The sequence below is a fragment of the Streptococcus parasanguinis ATCC 15912 genome (assembly GCF_000164675.2).
GTDB classification, from domain to species: domain Bacteria; phylum Bacillota; class Bacilli; order Lactobacillales; family Streptococcaceae; genus Streptococcus; species Streptococcus parasanguinis.
The window spans coordinates 2,109,645-2,129,165 of sequence record NC_015678.1 but is presented as its reverse complement, the minus strand read 5'-3'; the positions used below and the strand labels follow the sequence as shown (position 1 = coordinate 2,129,165).

Below are 19,521 nucleotides of genomic sequence, written 5' to 3'. Positions count from 1 at the left end.
CACAGCAAGGACCATCCTTCCTGTGAACTTTTTTGTTTTTTAGAGGACAAAAAAGAGCCCAAGGGCTCTTTTGGATTGATTATTTTGCTAAAGCTCCCATTGGATCCCACGGTGCTAGAACAATTGGTTCTGCTTCATAGGCTGCTAATTCATCTGGTGTTAGGAATTCTTTACGAACCACAATTTGGTAGGTATATTCATCCATCCAAGCATCAGAAGCCACAAAGTATCCATCTGTACCGACCTTGTCCCCCCATGAATTTTCAACTTTCCATTTACGAGACTGACCTGCTTCGTCTAAATCAACCCCTGTCAAGACCATAGCGTGTGTCATAAGACTTTCTGCATAGTCTAAGCGACCCGCCTTGTCTTGTGTCAAATGAATGTCCATGCCTGCTTCAAAATCGTAGACATCTGTTGCTAGGATTCCGGCTTTACGGTTGCTGACTTGGCCTACATCTGAACCAAACCAGACAGTTTCTCCGGCTTTCATTTGAGCAATGGCTAATTCTTTCAATCGATCCATTGGAACATTTAGGTAGCGAACTGGACGGCTACCTACAACATTGCCCAGCATATCTACGGTGTAAGATTTTCCATATGGCTTATCTGTAGTTGGGGCATTGATAATGGAGACGTAATCGTCTAATTGAAGGTCTACATATTTTTTGTAGAAGCTTTGTGGAGTTAAGCCACTTTCGCTATGGAATTGGTTGTCCTTATCGCGGTATGCAAAGTCAAATTCACGTGGAGGCAATCCTAAGGAAATGGCCAAGAAGTTAAAAATTTCTTGCAACAGCGCTTGTTTCTTGCTCGCAACTACCTCACTATCTGCTCCTGAATGAATCAAATCACGCAAGATTTGCGCATCTTGACGCAAGAGTTTATTGAGGTAGGTGTTCAATTCCCGGCTATTGCTTGAAGAAATCGATTCTGGATAAACTGATTTTGGAACCACTCCGTATTTCTCAAAGAGGGATACCACCATATCCCATTGACCGCCATCTTGTTGTGGGGTTTGTAGGAGAAAAGCCACCTTACGGCTGGTCAATTCTTGGTCTGCTGTAGCAATCACTTGCTCCAAAAACCAGTTTGATTTTTCATACTTATCCCAAAAGAAAGTATGTGCTTGAGACAATTCAAAATCCTCCAATTGGAAGCTTGAGATCATCTTGTGACGGAAGGTATTTAAAGCCGCAAACATCCAACAACGTCCAGATGCTTTTTGGTTTGTCACCTTATCCTTGGTCAAATCAAGTGAAAAAACTGGTGTATTTTCTACTGCACTCTTGCGCGTTTCAAGCGATGCATGGATCCCATTGTGGGTAACAGCATTTTCAAGAGCCGCATATTTCACATTTGCTTCATAATTAGCATAGAGCTGGTCTGTAAATTCTTTCGTTAATTCTGACATGGCAATCTCCTTTTTTCGTTATCTACTATTATAATCCTTTGAGCAGAATCTTCAAGTAAAAATCACCCTATAGAGAGGGATTCTGTATAGAATAGATGATTTTATCCCCGCAATATCCTTTGCGTTGAATGGCATGAGGGATGGTTTCTACATACTGCATTCCTGCCTTTTCCATGACTTTCCCTGAAGCAGGATTTAAACTGACATAAGTGGCTTTGATTTCTTTAAATCCGACTTCGTTCAATAAGAAATTCAAAACAGCTATGAGCGCTTCTGTCATGAGACCCTGCCCCCAGAATTTCTTACCAAGGATATAACCAAGCTCGCATGATTGACTTTCTTGGTCTTGAGAAACCACACTAATATCTCCAATTACCTGATCCGGTGATGTTTTCAAACAGATCGCCCATTTATAAGTATCTGGTTTAAGATACTGTTCGATCCATCTTTTGATCGATTCTCTAGTTCTCTCAGAAGATGCATGGGCATCCCAGGTGACATAGTTCAGGGTTTCAGGATCAGAAGCCCAATTTTCAAACATCGCTGGTGCATCTTCCAAAACGAAAGGCCTCATGTATAAATGCTCCGTCTCTATGACAAGACTTCCAAGATGCTTCATAGATTGTCTCCCTTCATTTTTTCATGCAACTTGAACTTTGCAAGTTTTTTACTTTAATCTAGAAGAAAAGGACGGATGAAACCGCCCTTCTTTTTGATACTTTTCACAATATTGTATGGTGAGACTACGAAATCGAACTCTACGAGTTACCGATTTCTGTCTCACTCCCAAAAATGATCAAATACTGTGATTGGCAAGTGGCGTTTGTGTTGGCCTTTGTACCACCATTTTTCAATAGTGGCTTGAGCTTCTGGACTCACTTGTTTGCCTTCTAGGTAATCATCAATTTCATTATAGGTGACACCCAGCGCTACTTCATCTGCTATTCCTGGTTTTTCTTCTTCCAAATCTGCTGTTGGGATTTTCTCATAAAGAGCAGGATCGGCTCCTAAGGCCTTAAGCAATTGTTTTCCTTGGCGTTTATTCAAACGGAAAAGGGGTAAAATATCTGCACCACCATCTCCAAATTTTGTAAAGAAACCAGTAATATTTTCTGCAGCATGATCCGTCCCAATCACAGCTCCGCTACGTGCTCCAGCTAGAGCATACTGAGCAATCATGCGACTGCGAGCCTTCATATTGCCTTTGTTAAAATCAGAAACCTCTGTTCCAGTCGCTTCTACTGCTCGTACCATTTCGTCAGCAGACTCCTTGATATTCACAACCAGGCTAACATCCGGCTGGATAAAGGTCAAAGCTTTTTGTGCATCTGCTTCATCTGCCTGTACCCCATAAGGAAGACGAACGGCAATAAATTGATAGGAGGCATCTCCTGTTTCTGCGCGCATTTCTTCCATTGCTAATTGAGCTAATCGTCCAGCAAGAGTTGAATCTTGTCCTCCTGAGATCCCTAATACAAATGTTTTCAAGAAGGGATGTTTTTTTAGATATCTTTTTAAGAAATCAACCGAGCGGCGAATCTCTTCCTGAGGATCAATACTTGGCTTGACACCCAATTGTTGGATAATCTCTTCTTGCAAACTCATTTTGCTTCTCCTTCTCCATTGGCCTTGTTACGCATTTCCTCGATCAGATCCATCTTATCCTGCCAAATATCTTTGGCCAAGTCAACTGGGTAATGCTGTGGATTGAGGACGCGCTTGTATTCATCCCATAATTGATCGTAATTTTTACGAGCATATTCTTGAATTTCTGATAATGTTGGTAGTTGATAAACCAATTGACCCTCTTTAAAAATATCCACTAAAAGAGGAATCGCCTCAAAGTTTCGGACCGTTTTATTAATGTAGGTATAAGTCGGATGGAACATTTTAAGTTCAGTCAGTTGTGAAACATCTACTCCATCATAAGTGATGTAGTCACCTTCTGATTTACCTTTTTCACGGCTCGTAATCCGCCATACTTGCTTTTTACCTGGAGTAGAAACTTTCTCTGCATTATTGGAAAGCTTGATGGTATTGATCATCTCTGCTGCTTCGTTTTCAACAGAGACAATTTTGTATACCGCTCCAAGCGCTGGTTGATCGTAAGCTGTAATTAACTTGGTTCCTACACCCCAAACATCAATTTTTGCTTTTTGCATTTTTAAGTTGAGGATGGTATTTTCATCCAAGTCATTAGAAGCGTAGATTTTAGCATTTGTAAAACCAGCCTCATCTAATTGCTGGCGAACCTTTTTAGAAATATAGGCAATATCTCCTGAGTCAATCCGGACGCCTAGGAAATTGATTTTATCTCCCATTTCACGCGCTACCTGAATAGCAGCAGGGACCCCAATACGCAGGGTATCATAGGTATCGACGAGGAAGACACAATCTTTATGGGTTTCCGCATAAGCCCTAAAGGCCTGGTAGTCATTTCCATAAACCTGTACAAGAGAATGGGCATGAGTTCCTAAAACTGGGATTCCAAAGAGTTTTCCTGCACGAACATTACTAGTTCCATTGGCACCTCCGATGACTGCTGCACGAGTTCCCCAAATTGCAGCATCCATTTCTTGCGCACGACGGGTTCCAAATTCCATCAAAGGCTCATCTTCAATGACTGAACGAATACGAGCAGCTTTTGTGGCTATTAAGGTTTGAAAGTTGACAATATTCAAAAGGGCTGTTTCCACCAATTGGCACTGAGCTAGAGGGCCCTCTACCTGAACAATTGGTTCATTCGCAAAAACTAAGTCTCCTTCTTGAGCCGAGCGTACCGTCAATTCCAACTTGAGATCACGGAGATATTCCAAGAAGGCCCCATGATAACCGAGTGACTCTAAATAGGCAATATCGCTCTCAGAAAAACTCAAGTTTTCCAAGTATTTCACAATTCTCTCTAAGCCAGCAAATACTGCGTAGCCGTTTTTAAAAGGCTGTTGACGAAAATACACTTCAAATACGGCATGTTTATTGTGGATACCTTGATCAAAATAGACCTGCATCATATTGATTTGGTATAAATCAGTATGCAAAGTTAAACTGTCATCTGGATACATATGTATACCTCTTTTTTATAGATTTGTTCTATGAATTCCTACCATAAAATTAGTACCATTATAGCATATTTCAGCCCTATTGAATACTGAAAGGAAAGCATGAAAAAAATCTGAGACAGGAAGCTCAGATTTTTTTGGATTAAAAGTTTTCTGTGATATATTTATAAACTTCTTGGCCAGCAATCGCACCGTCTCCGACGGCTGTCGTCACTTGACGTAGATCTTTTTGACGAACATCGCCAACCGCAAAAATACCTGGGACTGTGGTTCTCATATGATCATCCGTGATCACCCAGCCATTTTCATCTAAAATACCAAGTTCTGTCGCAAAATCACTGACAGGATCTAAACCAACATAGATAAAGACACCACCGAAGGCTTGCTCTCTAACCTCTCCTGTCTTCACATCTTTTAAAAGGACAGAAGTTACTTTTTGTTCACCCTTAATTTCTTCAACAACCGTATTCCAAGCAAAGTGAATTTTATCATTGGCAAAGGCACGATCTTGAAGAACTTTTTGGGCACGCAATTGATCACGACGATGGGCAATGGTCACTGTTTTTGCAAACTGAGTCAAAAAGACAGCTTCTTCTACCGCAGAATCGCCACCACCAACGACCAAGAGATCCTCGTCTCTAAAGAAAGCTCCATCACAAACAGCACAGTAGGAAACCCCTCTACTATTCAGCTCCTCTTCACCAGGGACATTCAATGAACGGTGGTTAGACCCTGTTGCAATCACCACGGTTTTAGCTTCATATTCCCCATCATCTGTGACAATCTTTTTGGTTACTCCGAGGTCTTCGATGCGCTCTACCTGACCAAATAAATGCTCCACACCAAGATTTTCTAAAGGCTCAAACATTTTTTCAGCCAAGTCTGGGCCACTAATATTCGCATAGCCAGGATAGTTTTCAATGTCAGACGTATTGTTCATTTGACCGCCTGGAATTCCTCTCTCAATTAATGCGACTTTTAAATTACTTCGTGCTGCATAAAGGGCAGCAGTCATCCCTGCAGGGCCTGCTCCAACAATCACTGTATCAAACATACTCAACCTCTTTCTGTTTTGTTGTAACCATTATAATTCTCACACGATATTTTTGCAATTATCGTGCTTGAAAGATAAACAAAATCCCTATGACCGCAAAGGTTAAAATAGGAATCGTCATGATATCAATTAAGAGGATATCATACAAATGGGCTTGTCGTTGCTTGGCTGTTTTATCTTTCTTCTTAAGGGCACGGTAGCCAATCCAAATACAAGAAGCGATCCCAACTAAAATCGTTGTCGTCACTAAACTTTGTAAATATAAGGACAATAATTTATTTAACATCACGACTCCAAATATTTTTACATTTTCAGAAAACAAACCCAGCTAGCATCGCCAGCTGAGTCTTACCTCTCCTCTATTATATCAAACATAGGTCCGTTTGTAACTAGCAAAGAATTCTTTTGTCCGTTCTTCTTTTGGATGTTGCATGATTTCCTCTGGTGTTCCAGATTCAATAATCCGTCCTTTATCCAAAAATAGGACCTTATCTGCTACTTGCGCTACAAAAGACATATCATGGCTGACCAGTACCATGGTTTGTCCCGATTTTGCCGCATTGGCAATGGATTTTTCAACTTCTCCAACCAATTCTGGATCCAAGGCTGAAGTCGGTTCATCCAGCAAAAGAACCTCTGGTTTCATGGCCAAGGCACGGGCCAAAGCCACCCGTTGTTTTTGTCCACCTGAGAGGTGACGAGGATAGTGATTTTCCCGATCCGATAAGCCGACTTTTGCCAGTTCTTCTCGAGCAATTTTCGTTGCTTCTTGATCGGATAAGCCCTTCACAACAATGAGCCCTTCTTTCACATTTTCAAGAGCTGTTTTTCTACCAAACAAATTAAACTGTTGGAACACCATGGCCAATTTTCTTCTTAAGGTTAGGATTTGATCTTGGCTAATGTGTTCAAAATCAACCTCGAAATCATCAATCTTAATTCTACCACTGTCTGGAGCTTCCAAATAGTTTAAACTGCGTAAGAAGGTTGATTTACCAGCTCCTGAAGACCCGATTAGGGCCACGACTTCCCCTTTTTGAATTTCCAAACTTAGATTATTTAAAACCTTTTGACCTGAAAATGTCTTTGATAATTCTGAAATATAAATCATTAGATCCGGACCTCCTGATCTGGTAAATCAATTGCTACGGGAGTCTCAATATCCAGTCGACGTTCAATGTGACGTCCTAGTATTTCAATGAGAATATTCACAATCCAGTAAACAATCGATACCGTGATAAAGCGTTCAAAGTACTTCAAATCGCTCCCCCCAATAATCCGTGCTTGGGCAAAAATTTCAACCACACTGGCACTAAAGGCTAGCGATGTCCCCTTGGTCAAGCCAATGAGAGAGTTGATTAAGGTCGGGGTTGCAACGACTGCTGCATTGGGAATAATAATCCGGTGATAAACTTGACGATTTGTCATCCCAAGACTACGCGCCGCCTCAATTTCACCAGGATCAACCGATAAAATTGCTGCCCGGATGGTCTCACTCGCATAAGCCGCCTCATTAAAGGCAAGAGCCACAATTGCAAATAACTCAGCTGGAATGGCATTAATATTAAAAGCTGTTCCATAAGACTGATTGATCGCTTTTAAAATAAGAGGAATCCCATAATAGGTCAACATCAACTGGACCAACAAAGGAGTACCCCGTAAAAAACTGACAAAAACAGCTTGAATCGGGTAAAGAATTCGTACACGATTAATTTTGACCAGAGCAAAAACCATGGCAAAAATAATCCCAAAAAATGCGCCTCCTAGAGCAAGTAAAATCGTCACAGGCAATTTCCCTATGACCGACGGGAATGCATCAAACACAGCTCTCAAACTAAACAGCTTGCTATCTGGAATGTGTTTTAAAAAGTCAGCATACCAGTTGGCTGTTAAAAAATCAGTTGTAAACATTTTTGTTACTTCCTTTCTCGAACATAAACATTCTATCACATTCACTATCGGAATTCCAAAAATTGCTACAGAAATAGAAAAATGATAGACTACTCAAATTTAGTCTATCATAATTTTAGATAAGTTCCCAATAGTTTTTCTTTATGGAGTTCATAAAAAAAATCTATGTTTTCTCCTGAATATTTGCAACAAGGGTTAGAAAGTTTGTCGTTTGGCCTTTCGTTCCGCCCGGCCACGCGCACGATTTTCAGCTCGCTTAGCCTTTCTCCGCTTTTCATCAACTGCCCATTTGATTTTTTTCTTGTAGCCTGGTTTGATTTTTTTCTTTTTCTTTTTCACCAGACCAATCATCTCGATGTCAAGTTTCTCTTGCTTTTTCTCACGATTCGCCCGTCTGTCCCGATCATAAGTATCTTCAATAACCCCATTTTTCAACACTTTCGGTACGAAACGAATTCCCATTTTTTCTAGTTCACGGATATCTGAATCATCACTCGGTTGATAAAGAGTAATAGCGACACCTGGTAGACCATTGCGGCCTGTCCGGCCAACACGGTGAACGAAGAAGGAAAGATCTTGTGGAATAGCATCGTTGATGACATGACTCACCCCTTCGATATCAATTCCACGAGCCGCCAAATCGGTGGCCACAATATACTCAAAATCAAGATTTTTAACCTGATTCATGATCCGTTTCCGTTCACGTGGTGGAATATCTCCGTGAATCTTCGCCACTTTCAATCCCTGAGCCACCAAATAGGCATGAAGGTCATCTGCTCTCGTTTTTGTATTGACGAAAATCATGGCTAAATAAGGTTGCAAAGTCTTGGTCAATTGGTAAATTTGCTCATTTTTATCCCGACCCTTGGTCGAAACCAGCCAATTATCGATGGTCTCTGAAATCACCGTCTTAGTCTTAATTTGCTCCATGACTGGGTTTGAGAGATATTTTTTCAAAAAAGGTTGTAATTTTTGCGGAATGGTGGCTGAAAAAACTAAAAATTGCAGTTGTTGCGGAAGTCTCGAAGCAATCTTATCCACAGTAGACAGAAATCCCATGTCCAGTGTCATATCTGCCTCGTCTACCACAAAGGTATGAGCCTTATGAATAGCCAGATCACCAGATGCAACCAGATCATAGATCCGGCCTGGAGTCCCAATCACGATATGCGGTTGTTTGACCTGCAGTTTTTCAATCTGACGGCTTTTATCCGTTCCTCCAACATAATTTACAATCCGAATCTCTTTTTCAGAATGACTAGCAATTTGACGGGCAGCTTGGTAAATTTGCGTTGCCAACTCTCGACTAGGAGCCGTGATGACCGCTTCAACTTGTTCGCTTTCTTCATTTAAAGTTTGAAAAATTGGCAAGAGGAACGTATGGGTTTTCCCAGAACCAGTCTTTGACTCTCCTACCAAATCATTTCCAGCTAGGACAATCGGAATTAGTTTTTCCTGTACTTCGGTTGCTTCTCTAAAATTGATTTCTTTCAATGCCTCTTGAATATAGGGCTTAAAATTAAACTCTGTAAATTTCATTTTCTCAGTTCCTTTCATGATCTCTATTATTATATCAGAAAAGCTGTCTTCGCGCTTCTCTTTTAGTTGTTTTTCCTCATGTCAAGTCTCTCCCTTGTGCCGATTAAAAAACGATGGGCAAGCCCACCGTCGTTTTATAGATAGAGAAGGACAAGAGTGATACCGCTTGTCACCAAGGCAATGGTCCACATAAAAGCATCCACTTTCCATTCTGACCAGTTTTGGCCATTTCCAGAAAGGCCACCCAATTCTAAATGATGGTGGAAAGGAGTCATTCGGAAAATCCGACGTCCTTCCCCGTAGCGTTTCTTGGTCCATTTGAAATAGGTCACTTGTAGCATCACTGAACCTGTTTCAATGACATAAACCAAACCAATCAGGAGGAGGGTCCACTCTACATGCAGAGCCATTGACAAGGCTGCAAGCATCCCTCCAAGAGCTAAACTACCGACATCTCCCATAAAGATTTTAGCCGGCTTGTGGTTGAAGACAAAGAATCCAAGCAAGGCCCCAATCATACTTAAGGTTACAAAGAGAATATCCCATTTTCCTTGCATATAGGCAATAAAGGAATAGGCACTCAGGCTAATGGCAACGGAGATGCTGGCTAATCCATCGATCCCATCTGTCAAATTGACAGCATTTGAGAAGCCAATCAACCAAAATAAAGCAAAGAGAATGTAGAAATGCCCTAAGTAAAGATCGTAACCAAAGACATTTAAAAGGCTTCCAGCTCCATGGCGTTCAGAGAAAACATAAAAGATGATTCCCCCGATAAGTTGAAGAGCTAATTTTTGCTTCGGATTGAGACCTTCATTAATCTTACGAAATACCTTTAAAAAGTCATCTAAAAATCCAACAATTCCGTATAGAATCAAGATAAATAGAACGAGTTGAACAGGACGAGTAAAATTACCAGTCAATACGGTAAAGACAAAACTGACTAGAACTGCTGTAATGAGAAACACAACTCCACCCATTGTCGGAGTGCCAGCTTTCGCTTTGTGTTGTTTCACATCTTCGTGCATTTGTTGCCCGGAAATATGAGCACGGTGGTAAAATCGAATAAAGGCTGGAATAGCAGCCACTGTTAATAGAAACGATACAAGGATCGTAGCAATATACATCTTAGTCTCCTAATGTTAACGTAATCTTTTTGGTTTTATTGAGTGAGGTGTTCATTTTGACACTTTGTTTGGTTACTTTCTTTCCACTACCTTTATAGGCAATCTTAATTCCAGTCCATTCTCCAAAGATGTCAGCATTTTTCTTTGTCCAACCATACATATCTGGAACAGTATCAAAATCTTCTGTCAATAACAATACTTGTTGATTCGCTTTGACTTTAGAGCCTACATCCACAGACATCTTGCGGATATTTTTCCCGGTTCCTAGTACAATTGGTTGTACCAAATTGCGACGCAATTCCTCTGAATAAGCACCTGGGCTCAGATTTTGTTTCAAATTCAACTCTTTAGAGAGATTTTCCACTGAAGGGATTTTGTAAGTCGTTTCTTTTGTCACATCATCCAAAGTTGGTGCCTCCGATGTAAGATGCAATTCATTTTTCAAAGCAACAGCATCTTCTAAAATCGGATTAACCAATTCTTCCCAACTATTGGCTGAGAATGTCACTTCTGGTTGTTGGACCGTTACATACATAATAAACTCTGGATCCTCCGCAGGCGTCATGGCTACGACTGAGTTGATATAGTCATTTTCTCCTTGCAAATACCCTTGATCCGTCGCAATTTGTGCGGTCCCAGATTTTACCGCAACATTTTGACCAGGAACCTGAATAATTGGCCCATTGCTGTATAGGGTTCCAAACTCTGGATCTGTTCCAACTGTAATCATGTAATTTCGGGTCTGTTGTGCTGCCGATTCTGAAACTGGTTTTCCGACAACTTCCGTTTTTGATTTGCGAGCAGTGTCTGACTTTCTGTCGTAAATAGCGCTGATAAACTTAGGCTCCAACATTTGCCCACTATTAGCAATCGCACTAAAAGCACGAAGCATTTGAGTTTGACTAACTGAAATCCCTTGGCCAAAAGCGGACTGAACTTGACTGACATAGTTGTCACCTGGAAGCCCTCCATAGGATTCATCCCCCATTCCAAAACGAGTTGGAAGGCCAAATTTAAAGCGGTTTAGATAGTCCATCCAGACAGCATTTCCCATTTTTTGCTCCAGACGAGTCATTCCGACGTTACTAGAATATGCAAAACCTTGTGCGATATTCATATAACGACCTTCAGAAAGTCCCATATTGACATCCCAGTCACGGATTGTCGCATCTTTAACCTGAAATTCATTATTATAGTAAACTTCATTAAATGCTGGAAAAGTTCCATGGTCAATCGCTGAAGCCAACAACATGACTTTCATGGTCGATCCTGGTTCATACTGATCCTGATAAAGAATCGTATTCCAAGTTTTCAAGTTTTTCAGATCCAATCCTTGTTTGGTATCTGCATTATAGGATGGGCGTTGTGTCGTCGCAAGGATTTCCCCTGTTTTTGCACTCACAAGAGTCGCACTAACATACTTTCCTTTTACTTTTTCTTGGAAAACATCCATACGTGTCTCAAGATAGGTCTGCAATTCTGCTGAAATGGTCGTATAAACATCTTTTCCATCTTCTGTTTTGACAGAAACCTTATCTGAACCAGGAACGATATTCCCGTTTCGGTCTTTGTCATAGGTGATGACTCCATTTTGACCAGCGAGAATACGATCGAGGGATTTCTCCATCCCTGATTGCCCCTTCAAGGTTTTATTCCCCTCTTTATCTTCTTGAAGAGAGGCCTGACCTATAAATTGAGAGGCAAAAACTCCATTTTTATAGCTTCGATTTGGACTAGTTGTAAAGGCAATCCCTTCAATCTTCGCCGCTTCCATGGCCTCACGGATAGCCGTCATATTACTATAAGTAATGCCGTTTCCGTTCGATCCAAAAGAAACTTGTTTCAATTTCTTTTGCGACAATTGCTTAATGACGTAATCCTCATCCATACCTAGGTACTGCTTAAAGATTTCTGCTACTTTCTTAAATTGACTCTCTTCTACATAGAGAACCTTCCCTGTAGCTGATTTATACTTCTTATCGATGATAGCATAAACATTGTAGGTTGTGGCATCTTCAGCAATCACCGCCCCATTTCGGTCATAGATGGTACCTCGTTTTGCCGGCACAATGACTGTCTGCTGATGGACCTTCTTTGCTTGTTCCGACAAAGTCACACCAAATTTTTTATCGGTTCCAATAATTAGGGCAAAGTTTATTAGGAAGAGAAAAAAGAGGAAAATCGCCAATACACTGAGATTTTTCCCAACTTGTTTTCGATTCTGATCTGGTAAGCGACGTTTTTTTATCGAATACCCAATCAAAACTTTTTTGATTTTATTCATCACTACTTGCACTCACTGTTTTTCGATTTTCTTTTTGCAACTTCATTCCCTGGGAACTAGCCAACTGCGACAAACGATCATAACGTGTTAATTCATTGACCTCTTGACGAACATCCGCCAATTCTGTCTTTTTAGCCTCCAGTTCGGTATTTAAATCTGTCAACTCACTCTGTACTTGTAAAATCCGTGTCTGCATAAAGACGATACTAATGGCTAAAATCACAGCTGTTAGGACAATCGATCCGTAAAAAGCCTTTTCTACTCTAGAGAAACGGCGAAAGCGGTCTTGCAATACCTGTGTTCTTGTTCTCTCATCTCTTGCTGCCATATCAATTCCTCTTACTTGTGTATTTTTCGAGCAACCCGTAATTTTGCTGAATGGGATCGATTATTTTCCTCAAGCTCCTCTTCGCTTGGCAAAATAGGCTTCCGGTTGATCAACTCCATCTTTGGTTTCAAATCATCCGGAATAAAGGGAAGTCCCTTTGGAACCTCAACCGTCGAAGCTTCTTTAAACAATTGTTTGGTCAATCGATCCTCCAACGAATGAAAGGTAATCACAGAAATACGACCATCGAGGGCCAACAAATCCATGGCTTGCTGAATCGATTCATCTGCTGCTCCCAGTTCATCATTGACTTCGATACGAATGGCTTGGAAAATCTGTTTAGCCGGATGGCCCTTTTTCTTGAGCTCCTTAGCTGGTTTAGCAGATTTAATAATCTCTGCTAATTCAGTCGTCGTTTCAATCGGTTTAATTGCTCGCGCTTGCTCAATTTTCCGCGCAATTTGCTTGGAAAATTTATCCTCTCCATATTTGAAAAAGATGCGGACTAGATCATGGTAATCATAGGTATTAACGACCTCATAAGCCGTTAAGGAAGCTTCTTGATTCATACGCATATCTAAAGGCGCATCTTTCTTGTAAGAAAATCCACGTTCCCGTTCATCTAACTGAGGACTAGACACACCTAAGTCATAACAAATCCCATTGATTTCAGTCACACCTATGTCATTTAGACGTTCCTTTAAATGACGAAAGTTATCCTTGATAAAGGTCACCATACCTTTCTCAATGAAAGGTGCCAAACGAATCTTAGCATTTTCAATCGCATGCTGATCTTGGTCAAAGGCATAGAGATGGCCTGATTCATTTAATTTTGTTAACAAATATTCGCTGTGGCCTGCCCCACCCAATGTGGCGTCAACATAGATCCCATCTGGCTTAACATCCAGCATATCGATCGTTTCATGAAGCAAAACCGTTACATGATGAAATTCTTTACTCATATCTTTACTATTTTACCACAAATGGGACCAAGATGCACTCCTGAAAGAAAATTCACTAACTAACCCTATCTGACCTTTTCAGATCCTACAAAATACCTAGAAAGGCTTGATTTCACTTGTTTCCTCTAGGATTTATGATACAATATTCTTATGAAAATAAGAAAACAGATTCTCATCCCACTTTTATTGGTCGATGCTATCGCTCTCTACTTTTTTCTAACCACTATTGAGGCTTGGATTTTTTGGCTTGCTGCCCTGATCCTAGTCGGCTCACTTTGGTGGCTCAAAAAAGCCATTCAAGGACAAAAAACAGAGATGGAAGAAAAATAATTTCTTCCACCTCTGTTTTTCTTTTATTCACTCCAAGAAATTCCTTAAAAGAAAGCAAATTAGCTCTGAAATAATAAAGAGGCTGGGACAAAAGTCCTAGCCTCTCAATTATTTTTGGATTGTCGAGCAAGACGCAGTGGTTGAGTGGGCTCTACTACGCTGATTTCATCAGCTTTTACAGCCCTACTCAACTGTGCGGAGGTGGGACAACGAAATCGAATTCTAACGAATTACCGATTTCTGTCCCACTCTCTTGCGGTTTATTGATTATGTTTCCAATTGCTGTAAATCCCAAAAAGAATGATCCAGATGGTTGCTCCAATCGCTCCAATGTATGTTGATTCTTGCAAGAAGAGACAAATGAATACAAAGAGGAAGAAAACAATGGTCAATGGATTCAACACTTTATAGGCTGGCATGACAAAACCATCTGGCATAAATTCTTTCGATTTACGGTACTTAAGATGGGCAAGCATGGTCAAAATGTAAATAGCAATGTAGACACCAGAAGAAGATGCCGTAATCAAGGCAAAGGCATCTGAGACACCTGGCAAGATATTGATAAAGGCTGACACAGCAACCACAATAGCAGAAACAATAATCGCGCGACTTGGAATCCCCATACGAGATAAGCTATTCAGTTTCAAACGATTCATCACTTTGCTGTTTGGTGTTTCTTTTGCAATCTGGTACAAGTGACGCCCTGTTGAATAGAGTGTGGAATTCAAGGAGGATGCAGCAGCTGTCAGTACAACAAAATTAATCAACCCTGCTGCCCACTTGATTCCTACCATCTGAAAGACCGTTACAAACGGAGACTTATTGACGGGAAGCTGTTGCCAAGGGAAAATTGCCATAATTGCCAACAAAGCCCCTACATAAAAAATCACAATTCGGATTGGAATTTCTTTAATGGCTTTTGGCAATACCTGGCGGGGATTAGCTGTTTCAGAAGTAGTGATTCCAACAAACTCGATCGCTTGATAAGCAAAGAAGACCATTTGGAAGGCCATGACAAACTTGACCCAACCATTTGGAAACATTTGAAAACCATTGGTAATATTGGTTAAGCTAGCGTGTCCAGCTGGTGTTTCAAAGTTAGTCGTCACCATAAAGATCCCTGTTACGATCAAGGCTAAAATAGTGACAATCTTGATCATTCCAAACCAGAATTCAACCTCTCCAAAAACTTTCACAGCGATCAAGTTTACACAACTTAAAAGCGCTAAAAAGACAATTTGAATCTGCCAGGCTGGCCAATTTGGAAACCAAAGCTGGACATAGTTGGAAACAGCCGTGATCTCTGCCATTCCCAAAAATACCAAGGAGACCCAATAGGACCATCCTGAAAAATAACCCCAACCTTTTCCTAGATACTTGGTGATAAAGTTGATAAAGGTGTGTTGATCAGGGTCCATATAGAGCATTTCTCCGATCGCCCGCATCATCAGGTACATGAAGGCGCCAGTCAGCATATAGACTAAAATAATAGAGGGACCTGTCAAAGAAAGGGAACGACCGGCTCCAAGAAAGAGTCCTGTCCCGATGGTTCCTGCAATAGCGATCAACTGAACATGTCGATTTTGCAGACCACGAACCATCCCATTTTCGGTTTCTTGACTAGGATGATGTTTTTTTGACATATGATTACTCCAATTCTTTTTCTGTACATTTTCAGAAAAGTATACTTCAAATTTTCACACAATCTACTATACCATGTTTTTAAAAATTGGTCAATCTAGTCCAGAATATTCTGAATTTTGAAGATACAAAAGAGTGCTGGAGTCTCTTCCAGCACTCTTTTGATTATGAATTAGGGTCATCGAGACTACGGCCATGCAAACCTTTTTCTCGTTGTACTTGGCGTAGTTTCTCAGGCGTCACATCATTTCCTTCTTCATCCACAATTTTAATACCTTCGATGTGGTGACGAACCGAACGACGATAACCTTCAATGTATTCTTCACGAAGTTTTGCTTGTTCCACTGCTTCTTCTGGAGTCAAACCTTCTGTTTTTTCTTTTTTGCAAGCTCATTGATCCGAGCGATTTTTTCAGGTGTCATCATCAGACCTACTTTCTACCTGTCATCAGGTACTTATTTTGTGTTCAATTGGTTGAAAGCTGCAACAGCGTTAGCTTTCGCAACCAGACCTGCAAGAAGGGCCAAACGGTTGTTTTTAACAGCCTCATCTTCTGCCATCACCATGGTATTGTCAAAGAAAGCATCGATGACTGGGCTAAGAGCAAAGAGTTGAGCCAATTTGTCGCTAGCTGAACCAGTCAATTCAAGATCTTCAATTGCTTTAGCAAGGGCTTTTTCTTGATCGTTTTCAAAGAGACTGGCATCGACTGCTACTGAAGCATCTGCTTTTTCTGCCAAGTTGAAAGCACGTGAGAGGGATTCAACAGCTGCCTTGTAACCATCGGTCTTCGAAGCTTCTGAGAGAGCTTCAGCTGCTTCCAGCATATCAGCCACGACAAAGTTTGAACCAGCAAGAACAGCATCTTTGATGTCTTTTGGTGTGCGTCCCATCATCTTGTCCACACGCGCTTTGATGAAGTTGAGCACTTCTGCTTGATTGTCATAGGAAAGGCTATCAAATGAAAGTCCGTAAAGGCTGTCAATCAACTCATCCATAGGGATATGCCAACCAAAGGCATCCAAGATACGAACAATCCCTTGTGTTGCACGACGAAGCGCATAAGGGTCATTGGAACCTGATGGAATCAAGCCTACTGAGAAGAAGGAAAGGAGGGTATCCAATTTATCTGCAAGGGCAAGGATAGCACCAACCTTAGTCTCTGGAAGGGCTCCGTCTGCTGAATCAGGAAGGTAGTGCTCACGGATAGCTGTCGCAACCGCAGCATCCTCACCAGCGAGAAGGGCGTATTTTTCACCCATGATTCCTTGCAATTCATCGAACTCTCCAACCATACCCGTCAAGAGGTCAAATTTGTAGATTTCAGCTGCACGAGAAACGGCTGCCGTTTCTTCAGCAGTCAAACCAGCTTGCTCAGCTAGTGACGCTGCAATAACACCAGCACGCGCCATGTGTTCTGAAAGAGAACCAATTTTTTCATGGAAGGTTACGTTCGCCAATTTAGCAACGAGATCTTCAATCTTAAGTTTTTGGTCTTCACGCCAGAAGAATTCACCATCTTCAAGACGTGCAACTAATACTTTTTCATTTCCTCGAATAACATTTTCCAAGTGCTCAGCATTCCCATTACGAACTGAGATGAAGTTTGGTTTCAGCTGACCATCAAGGTCACGCACGACAAAGTAACGTTGGTGCGTTTCCATTGAGGTCACCAAGACTTCTTCTGGAACGTCCAAATATTTAGTGTCAAAACTTCCCATAAAGGCAGTTGGGTATTCGACCAAGTTCAAGACTTCATTCAAAAGCCCTTCTTCGATTTGAACTTGAACACCTTGTTCTGCTTCGATGGCTTTGATTTGCTCACGAATCATATTTTCACGTTCTTTGCTATCCGCAATTACGTAAACGGTACGAAGGTCTTCTTCATAAGAATCCGCATTGGTAATTTCCACTTCGTGTCCAAGAAAACGGTGTCCACGGCTCACACGCCCTGACTGGATATCCAAGAAATCAAGGTCGAGCGCTTCGTTGCCCAAAAGAACTGTCAAGGTGTGAACTGGGCGAATGTATTCAAATGTGTTGTTAGCCCAGTGCATGCTGACAGGGAAGGTCAATGAAGCAAGCAATTCTGGAACGCTAGCCAAGACTTCTTTGGCAGGTTTTCCAGCTTCGTGTTTCGTAACATAAACGTACTCTTCCCCTTTGACTTCACGGAATTCGATATCATCAACAGTCAAGCCTTTTCCACGGACGAATCCTTGAGCCGCTTTTGAGAAGTTTCCATCTGCATCCAAGGCGATTTTCTTAGAAGGTCCTTTAAAATCTTCGGTCAAATCCGATTGTTGATCCGCTAAACCAATCACACGGACGGCCAAACGGCGTGGTGTTGAAAAAGTTTGAATGCTTTCGTATGAAAGACGGTTGTCATCCAAGAAGGCTGCCATTTTCTCACCGAGTTGTTTTTCACTTGGTGTGACAACGTAGGCTGGCAACTCTTCAAGTCCAAGTTCTACTAATAAGTTTTTTGTCATGTTTTTTCTCCGAAAAATATCTTTCTTTCCAGTTTGCCTTATGTGATTGGCACGCAAGCAACCGACTTCGTCGTTTCATTGCTAAAATTGGAGCCTAAGGTCTCCAATTTTGCCTGGTATCGTTAGTTTCTCTAACGATACCTTTATCACTGCGGCGACTGGTTCTGTAGGATTGCTCTATCATCCAATCCCATCTAATACGCTCTCTTTACTCTTCCTCTTCTGCTAGGAGTTTTGCGCGTGTGGCTTCGTCGAGAAGTGGGTAACCAAGTTTTTTACGTTCTGCTACGAAAGTTTTGGCTACGACACGGGCCAAGTTACGGATACGGGCAATGTAGCCGGCACGTTCTGTAACTGATACAGCACCACGAGCGTCAAGCAAATTGAAGGTGTGTGAACATTTCAAAACGTAGTCATAGGCAGGGTGAACAAGGCCCAATTCCAAAGCACGCCCTGCTTCTTTTTCAAATTTTTCGAAGTTTTCAAGAAGCATATCTTGGTCAGAAACTTCAAAGCTATATTTTGAGTGTTCATATTCTGGTTGAAGGAAGATTTCTCCGTATTTAACGCCTGGAGCCCACTCGATATCATAAACTGAGTCTACTTCTTGGATGTAAGAAGCCAAACGTTCCAATCCGTAAGTGACCTCAGAAGTTACCGGACCAGTTGCCAATCCACCAACTTGTTGGAAGTAGGTGAACTGAGTGATTTCCATACCGTCCAACCAAACTTCCCAACCTAGACCAGCTGAACCAGTTGATGGGTTTTCCCAGTTATCTTCAACGAAACGAATATCGTGTTCCAAAGGATTGATACCCAATTTTTCCAATGACTCAAGGTAGAGTTCTTGGATGTTTGATGGTGATGGTTTCATCACCACTTGGAATTGGTGGTGCTGGTAAAGGCGGTTTGGGTTTTCCCCGTAACGTCCATCTGCTGGACGACGTGATGGCTCTACATAAGCTGCATTCCATGGCTCAGGACCAATGGCACGAAGGAAGGTGTATGGACTCATTGTTCCCGCACCTTTTTCATTATCGTAAGCCTGCATGAGCATACAACCCTGGTCATTCCAGTATTGTTGCAAAGTAAGGATGATTTCCTGGAAAGTCAATTTTTTAGACATGTTTTACTCCTTTTTCTATAATTTCTTGTGACACGAGTCTGCCTCGTCGATCGTACGAGGCAAGACGAGTTAGTACTGCGTTTAGCTCAGGCACCCTAGTGCTGAGCATGGGGCAGTCCGACTGTAAGGAGGTCTCTGTCACTGACGCAGTGGAGAGTCAATTTTTTGGACATGGTTTACTCCTTATTCATAAAGTTTCTTGTGACTCAGGATACAAAAAGAACCGTGTCTTCGCTCCTAAGTCCTTTGACCTA

The 19,521-nt window shown here is 41.4% G+C and carries 17 protein-coding genes and 1 pseudogene; 1 reads left to right on the top strand and 17 read right to left on the bottom strand.

The window, feature by feature from the left end:
* Nucleotides 1-79 precede the first annotated feature (79 nt).
* From pepC to rsmH, 13 genes are all read right to left on the bottom strand, one after another.
* Nucleotides 80-1,414, bottom strand: coding sequence for an aminopeptidase C (pepC, locus tag HMPREF0833_RS10035; protein WP_013904752.1), 1,335 nt, complete (start codon nt 1,412-1,414; stop codon nt 80-82).
* A gap of 67 nt (nt 1,415-1,481) precedes the next feature.
* A complete protein-coding gene (locus HMPREF0833_RS10030; RefSeq protein WP_013904751.1) occupies nt 1,482-2,033 on the bottom strand; it encodes a GNAT family N-acetyltransferase in 552 nt (183 codons plus the stop codon).
* 161 nt (nt 2,034-2,194) lie between these two features.
* Nucleotides 2,195-3,019 (bottom strand): ammonia-dependent NAD(+) synthetase, encoded by an 825-nt coding sequence (gene nadE / locus HMPREF0833_RS10025; protein WP_013904750.1) that lies wholly within the window; start codon nt 3,017-3,019, stop codon nt 2,195-2,197.
* Nucleotides 3,016-4,476, bottom strand: coding sequence for a nicotinate phosphoribosyltransferase (locus HMPREF0833_RS10020; protein ID WP_013904749.1), 1,461 nt, complete (start codon nt 4,474-4,476; stop codon nt 3,016-3,018). Before HMPREF0833_RS10020 ends, nadE begins: the two co-directional genes overlap by 4 nt.
* A gap of 139 nt (nt 4,477-4,615) precedes the next feature.
* Entirely contained in the window at nt 4,616-5,527 is a 912-nt protein-coding gene (gene trxB, locus HMPREF0833_RS10015; RefSeq protein ID WP_013904748.1) for a thioredoxin-disulfide reductase, read from the bottom strand.
* A 58-nt stretch (nt 5,528-5,585) separates the two neighbouring features.
* Nucleotides 5,586-5,813: a DUF4059 family protein gene (locus tag HMPREF0833_RS10010; RefSeq protein ID WP_003003995.1), complete on the bottom strand. Its 228-nt coding sequence runs from the start codon at nt 5,811-5,813 to the stop codon at nt 5,586-5,588.
* A gap of 81 nt (nt 5,814-5,894) precedes the next feature.
* Nucleotides 5,895-6,638, bottom strand: coding sequence for an amino acid ABC transporter ATP-binding protein (locus HMPREF0833_RS10005; RefSeq protein WP_003014934.1), 744 nt, complete (start codon nt 6,636-6,638; stop codon nt 5,895-5,897).
* Nucleotides 6,638-7,438: an amino acid ABC transporter permease gene (locus HMPREF0833_RS10000; protein ID WP_013904747.1), complete on the bottom strand. Its 801-nt coding sequence runs from the start codon at nt 7,436-7,438 to the stop codon at nt 6,638-6,640. The genes HMPREF0833_RS10005 and HMPREF0833_RS10000 overlap by 1 nt, the downstream gene beginning before the upstream one ends.
* 195 nt (nt 7,439-7,633) lie before the next feature.
* Nucleotides 7,634-8,977 carry a DEAD/DEAH box helicase gene (locus tag HMPREF0833_RS09995; RefSeq protein WP_041818460.1) on the bottom strand — a complete coding sequence of 448 codons (1,344 nt, stop codon included), beginning with the start codon at nt 8,975-8,977 and terminating at the stop codon, nt 7,634-7,636.
* Nucleotides 8,978-9,111: 134 nt separating this feature from the next.
* On the bottom strand, nt 9,112-10,104 hold the full coding sequence (mraY, locus tag HMPREF0833_RS09990; protein ID WP_013904745.1) for a phospho-N-acetylmuramoyl-pentapeptide-transferase: 993 nt from the start codon (nt 10,102-10,104) through the stop codon (nt 9,112-9,114).
* 1 nt (nt 10,105) lies between these two features.
* Nucleotides 10,106-12,388 carry a penicillin-binding protein PBP2X gene (pbp2x, locus tag HMPREF0833_RS09985; RefSeq protein ID WP_013904744.1) on the bottom strand — a complete coding sequence of 761 codons (2,283 nt, stop codon included), beginning with the start codon at nt 12,386-12,388 and terminating at the stop codon, nt 10,106-10,108.
* Nucleotides 12,381-12,716, bottom strand: coding sequence for a cell division protein FtsL (gene ftsL, locus HMPREF0833_RS09980; RefSeq protein ID WP_003003929.1), 336 nt, complete (start codon nt 12,714-12,716; stop codon nt 12,381-12,383). The genes pbp2x and ftsL overlap by 8 nt, the downstream gene beginning before the upstream one ends.
* Before the next feature lie 11 nt (nt 12,717-12,727).
* On the bottom strand, nt 12,728-13,678 hold the full coding sequence (rsmH, locus tag HMPREF0833_RS09975) for a 16S rRNA (cytosine(1402)-N(4))-methyltransferase RsmH (protein ID WP_013904743.1): 951 nt from the start codon (nt 13,676-13,678) through the stop codon (nt 12,728-12,730).
* A 150-nt stretch (nt 13,679-13,828) separates the two neighbouring features.
* Between rsmH and HMPREF0833_RS09970 the strand changes: the two genes are divergently transcribed.
* Nucleotides 13,829-14,008 carry a hypothetical protein gene (locus tag HMPREF0833_RS09970; protein WP_003014929.1) on the top strand — a complete coding sequence of 60 codons (180 nt, stop codon included), beginning with the start codon at nt 13,829-13,831 and terminating at the stop codon, nt 14,006-14,008.
* A 260-nt stretch (nt 14,009-14,268) separates the two neighbouring features.
* Here HMPREF0833_RS09970 and HMPREF0833_RS09965 read toward each other — a convergent pair whose 3' ends face one another.
* The 4 genes and pseudogenes from HMPREF0833_RS09965 to glyQ all read right to left on the bottom strand — a co-directional run bounded on the left by HMPREF0833_RS09965 (nt 14,269) and on the right by glyQ (nt 19,267).
* Nucleotides 14,269-15,651, bottom strand: coding sequence for an amino acid permease (locus HMPREF0833_RS09965; protein ID WP_013904742.1), 1,383 nt, complete (start codon nt 15,649-15,651; stop codon nt 14,269-14,271).
* 163 nt (nt 15,652-15,814) lie between these two features.
* Nucleotides 15,815-16,071, bottom strand: a pseudogene (locus HMPREF0833_RS09960) (DUF896 family protein).
* A 33-nt stretch (nt 16,072-16,104) separates the two neighbouring features.
* Nucleotides 16,105-18,141 carry a glycine--tRNA ligase subunit beta gene (gene glyS, locus HMPREF0833_RS09955; protein ID WP_013904741.1) on the bottom strand — a complete coding sequence of 679 codons (2,037 nt, stop codon included), beginning with the start codon at nt 18,139-18,141 and terminating at the stop codon, nt 16,105-16,107.
* A gap of 208 nt (nt 18,142-18,349) precedes the next feature.
* Nucleotides 18,350-19,267: a glycine--tRNA ligase subunit alpha gene (gene glyQ / locus HMPREF0833_RS09950; RefSeq protein WP_002886077.1), complete on the bottom strand. Its 918-nt coding sequence runs from the start codon at nt 19,265-19,267 to the stop codon at nt 18,350-18,352.
* Nucleotides 19,268-19,521: the final 254 nt, after the last annotated feature.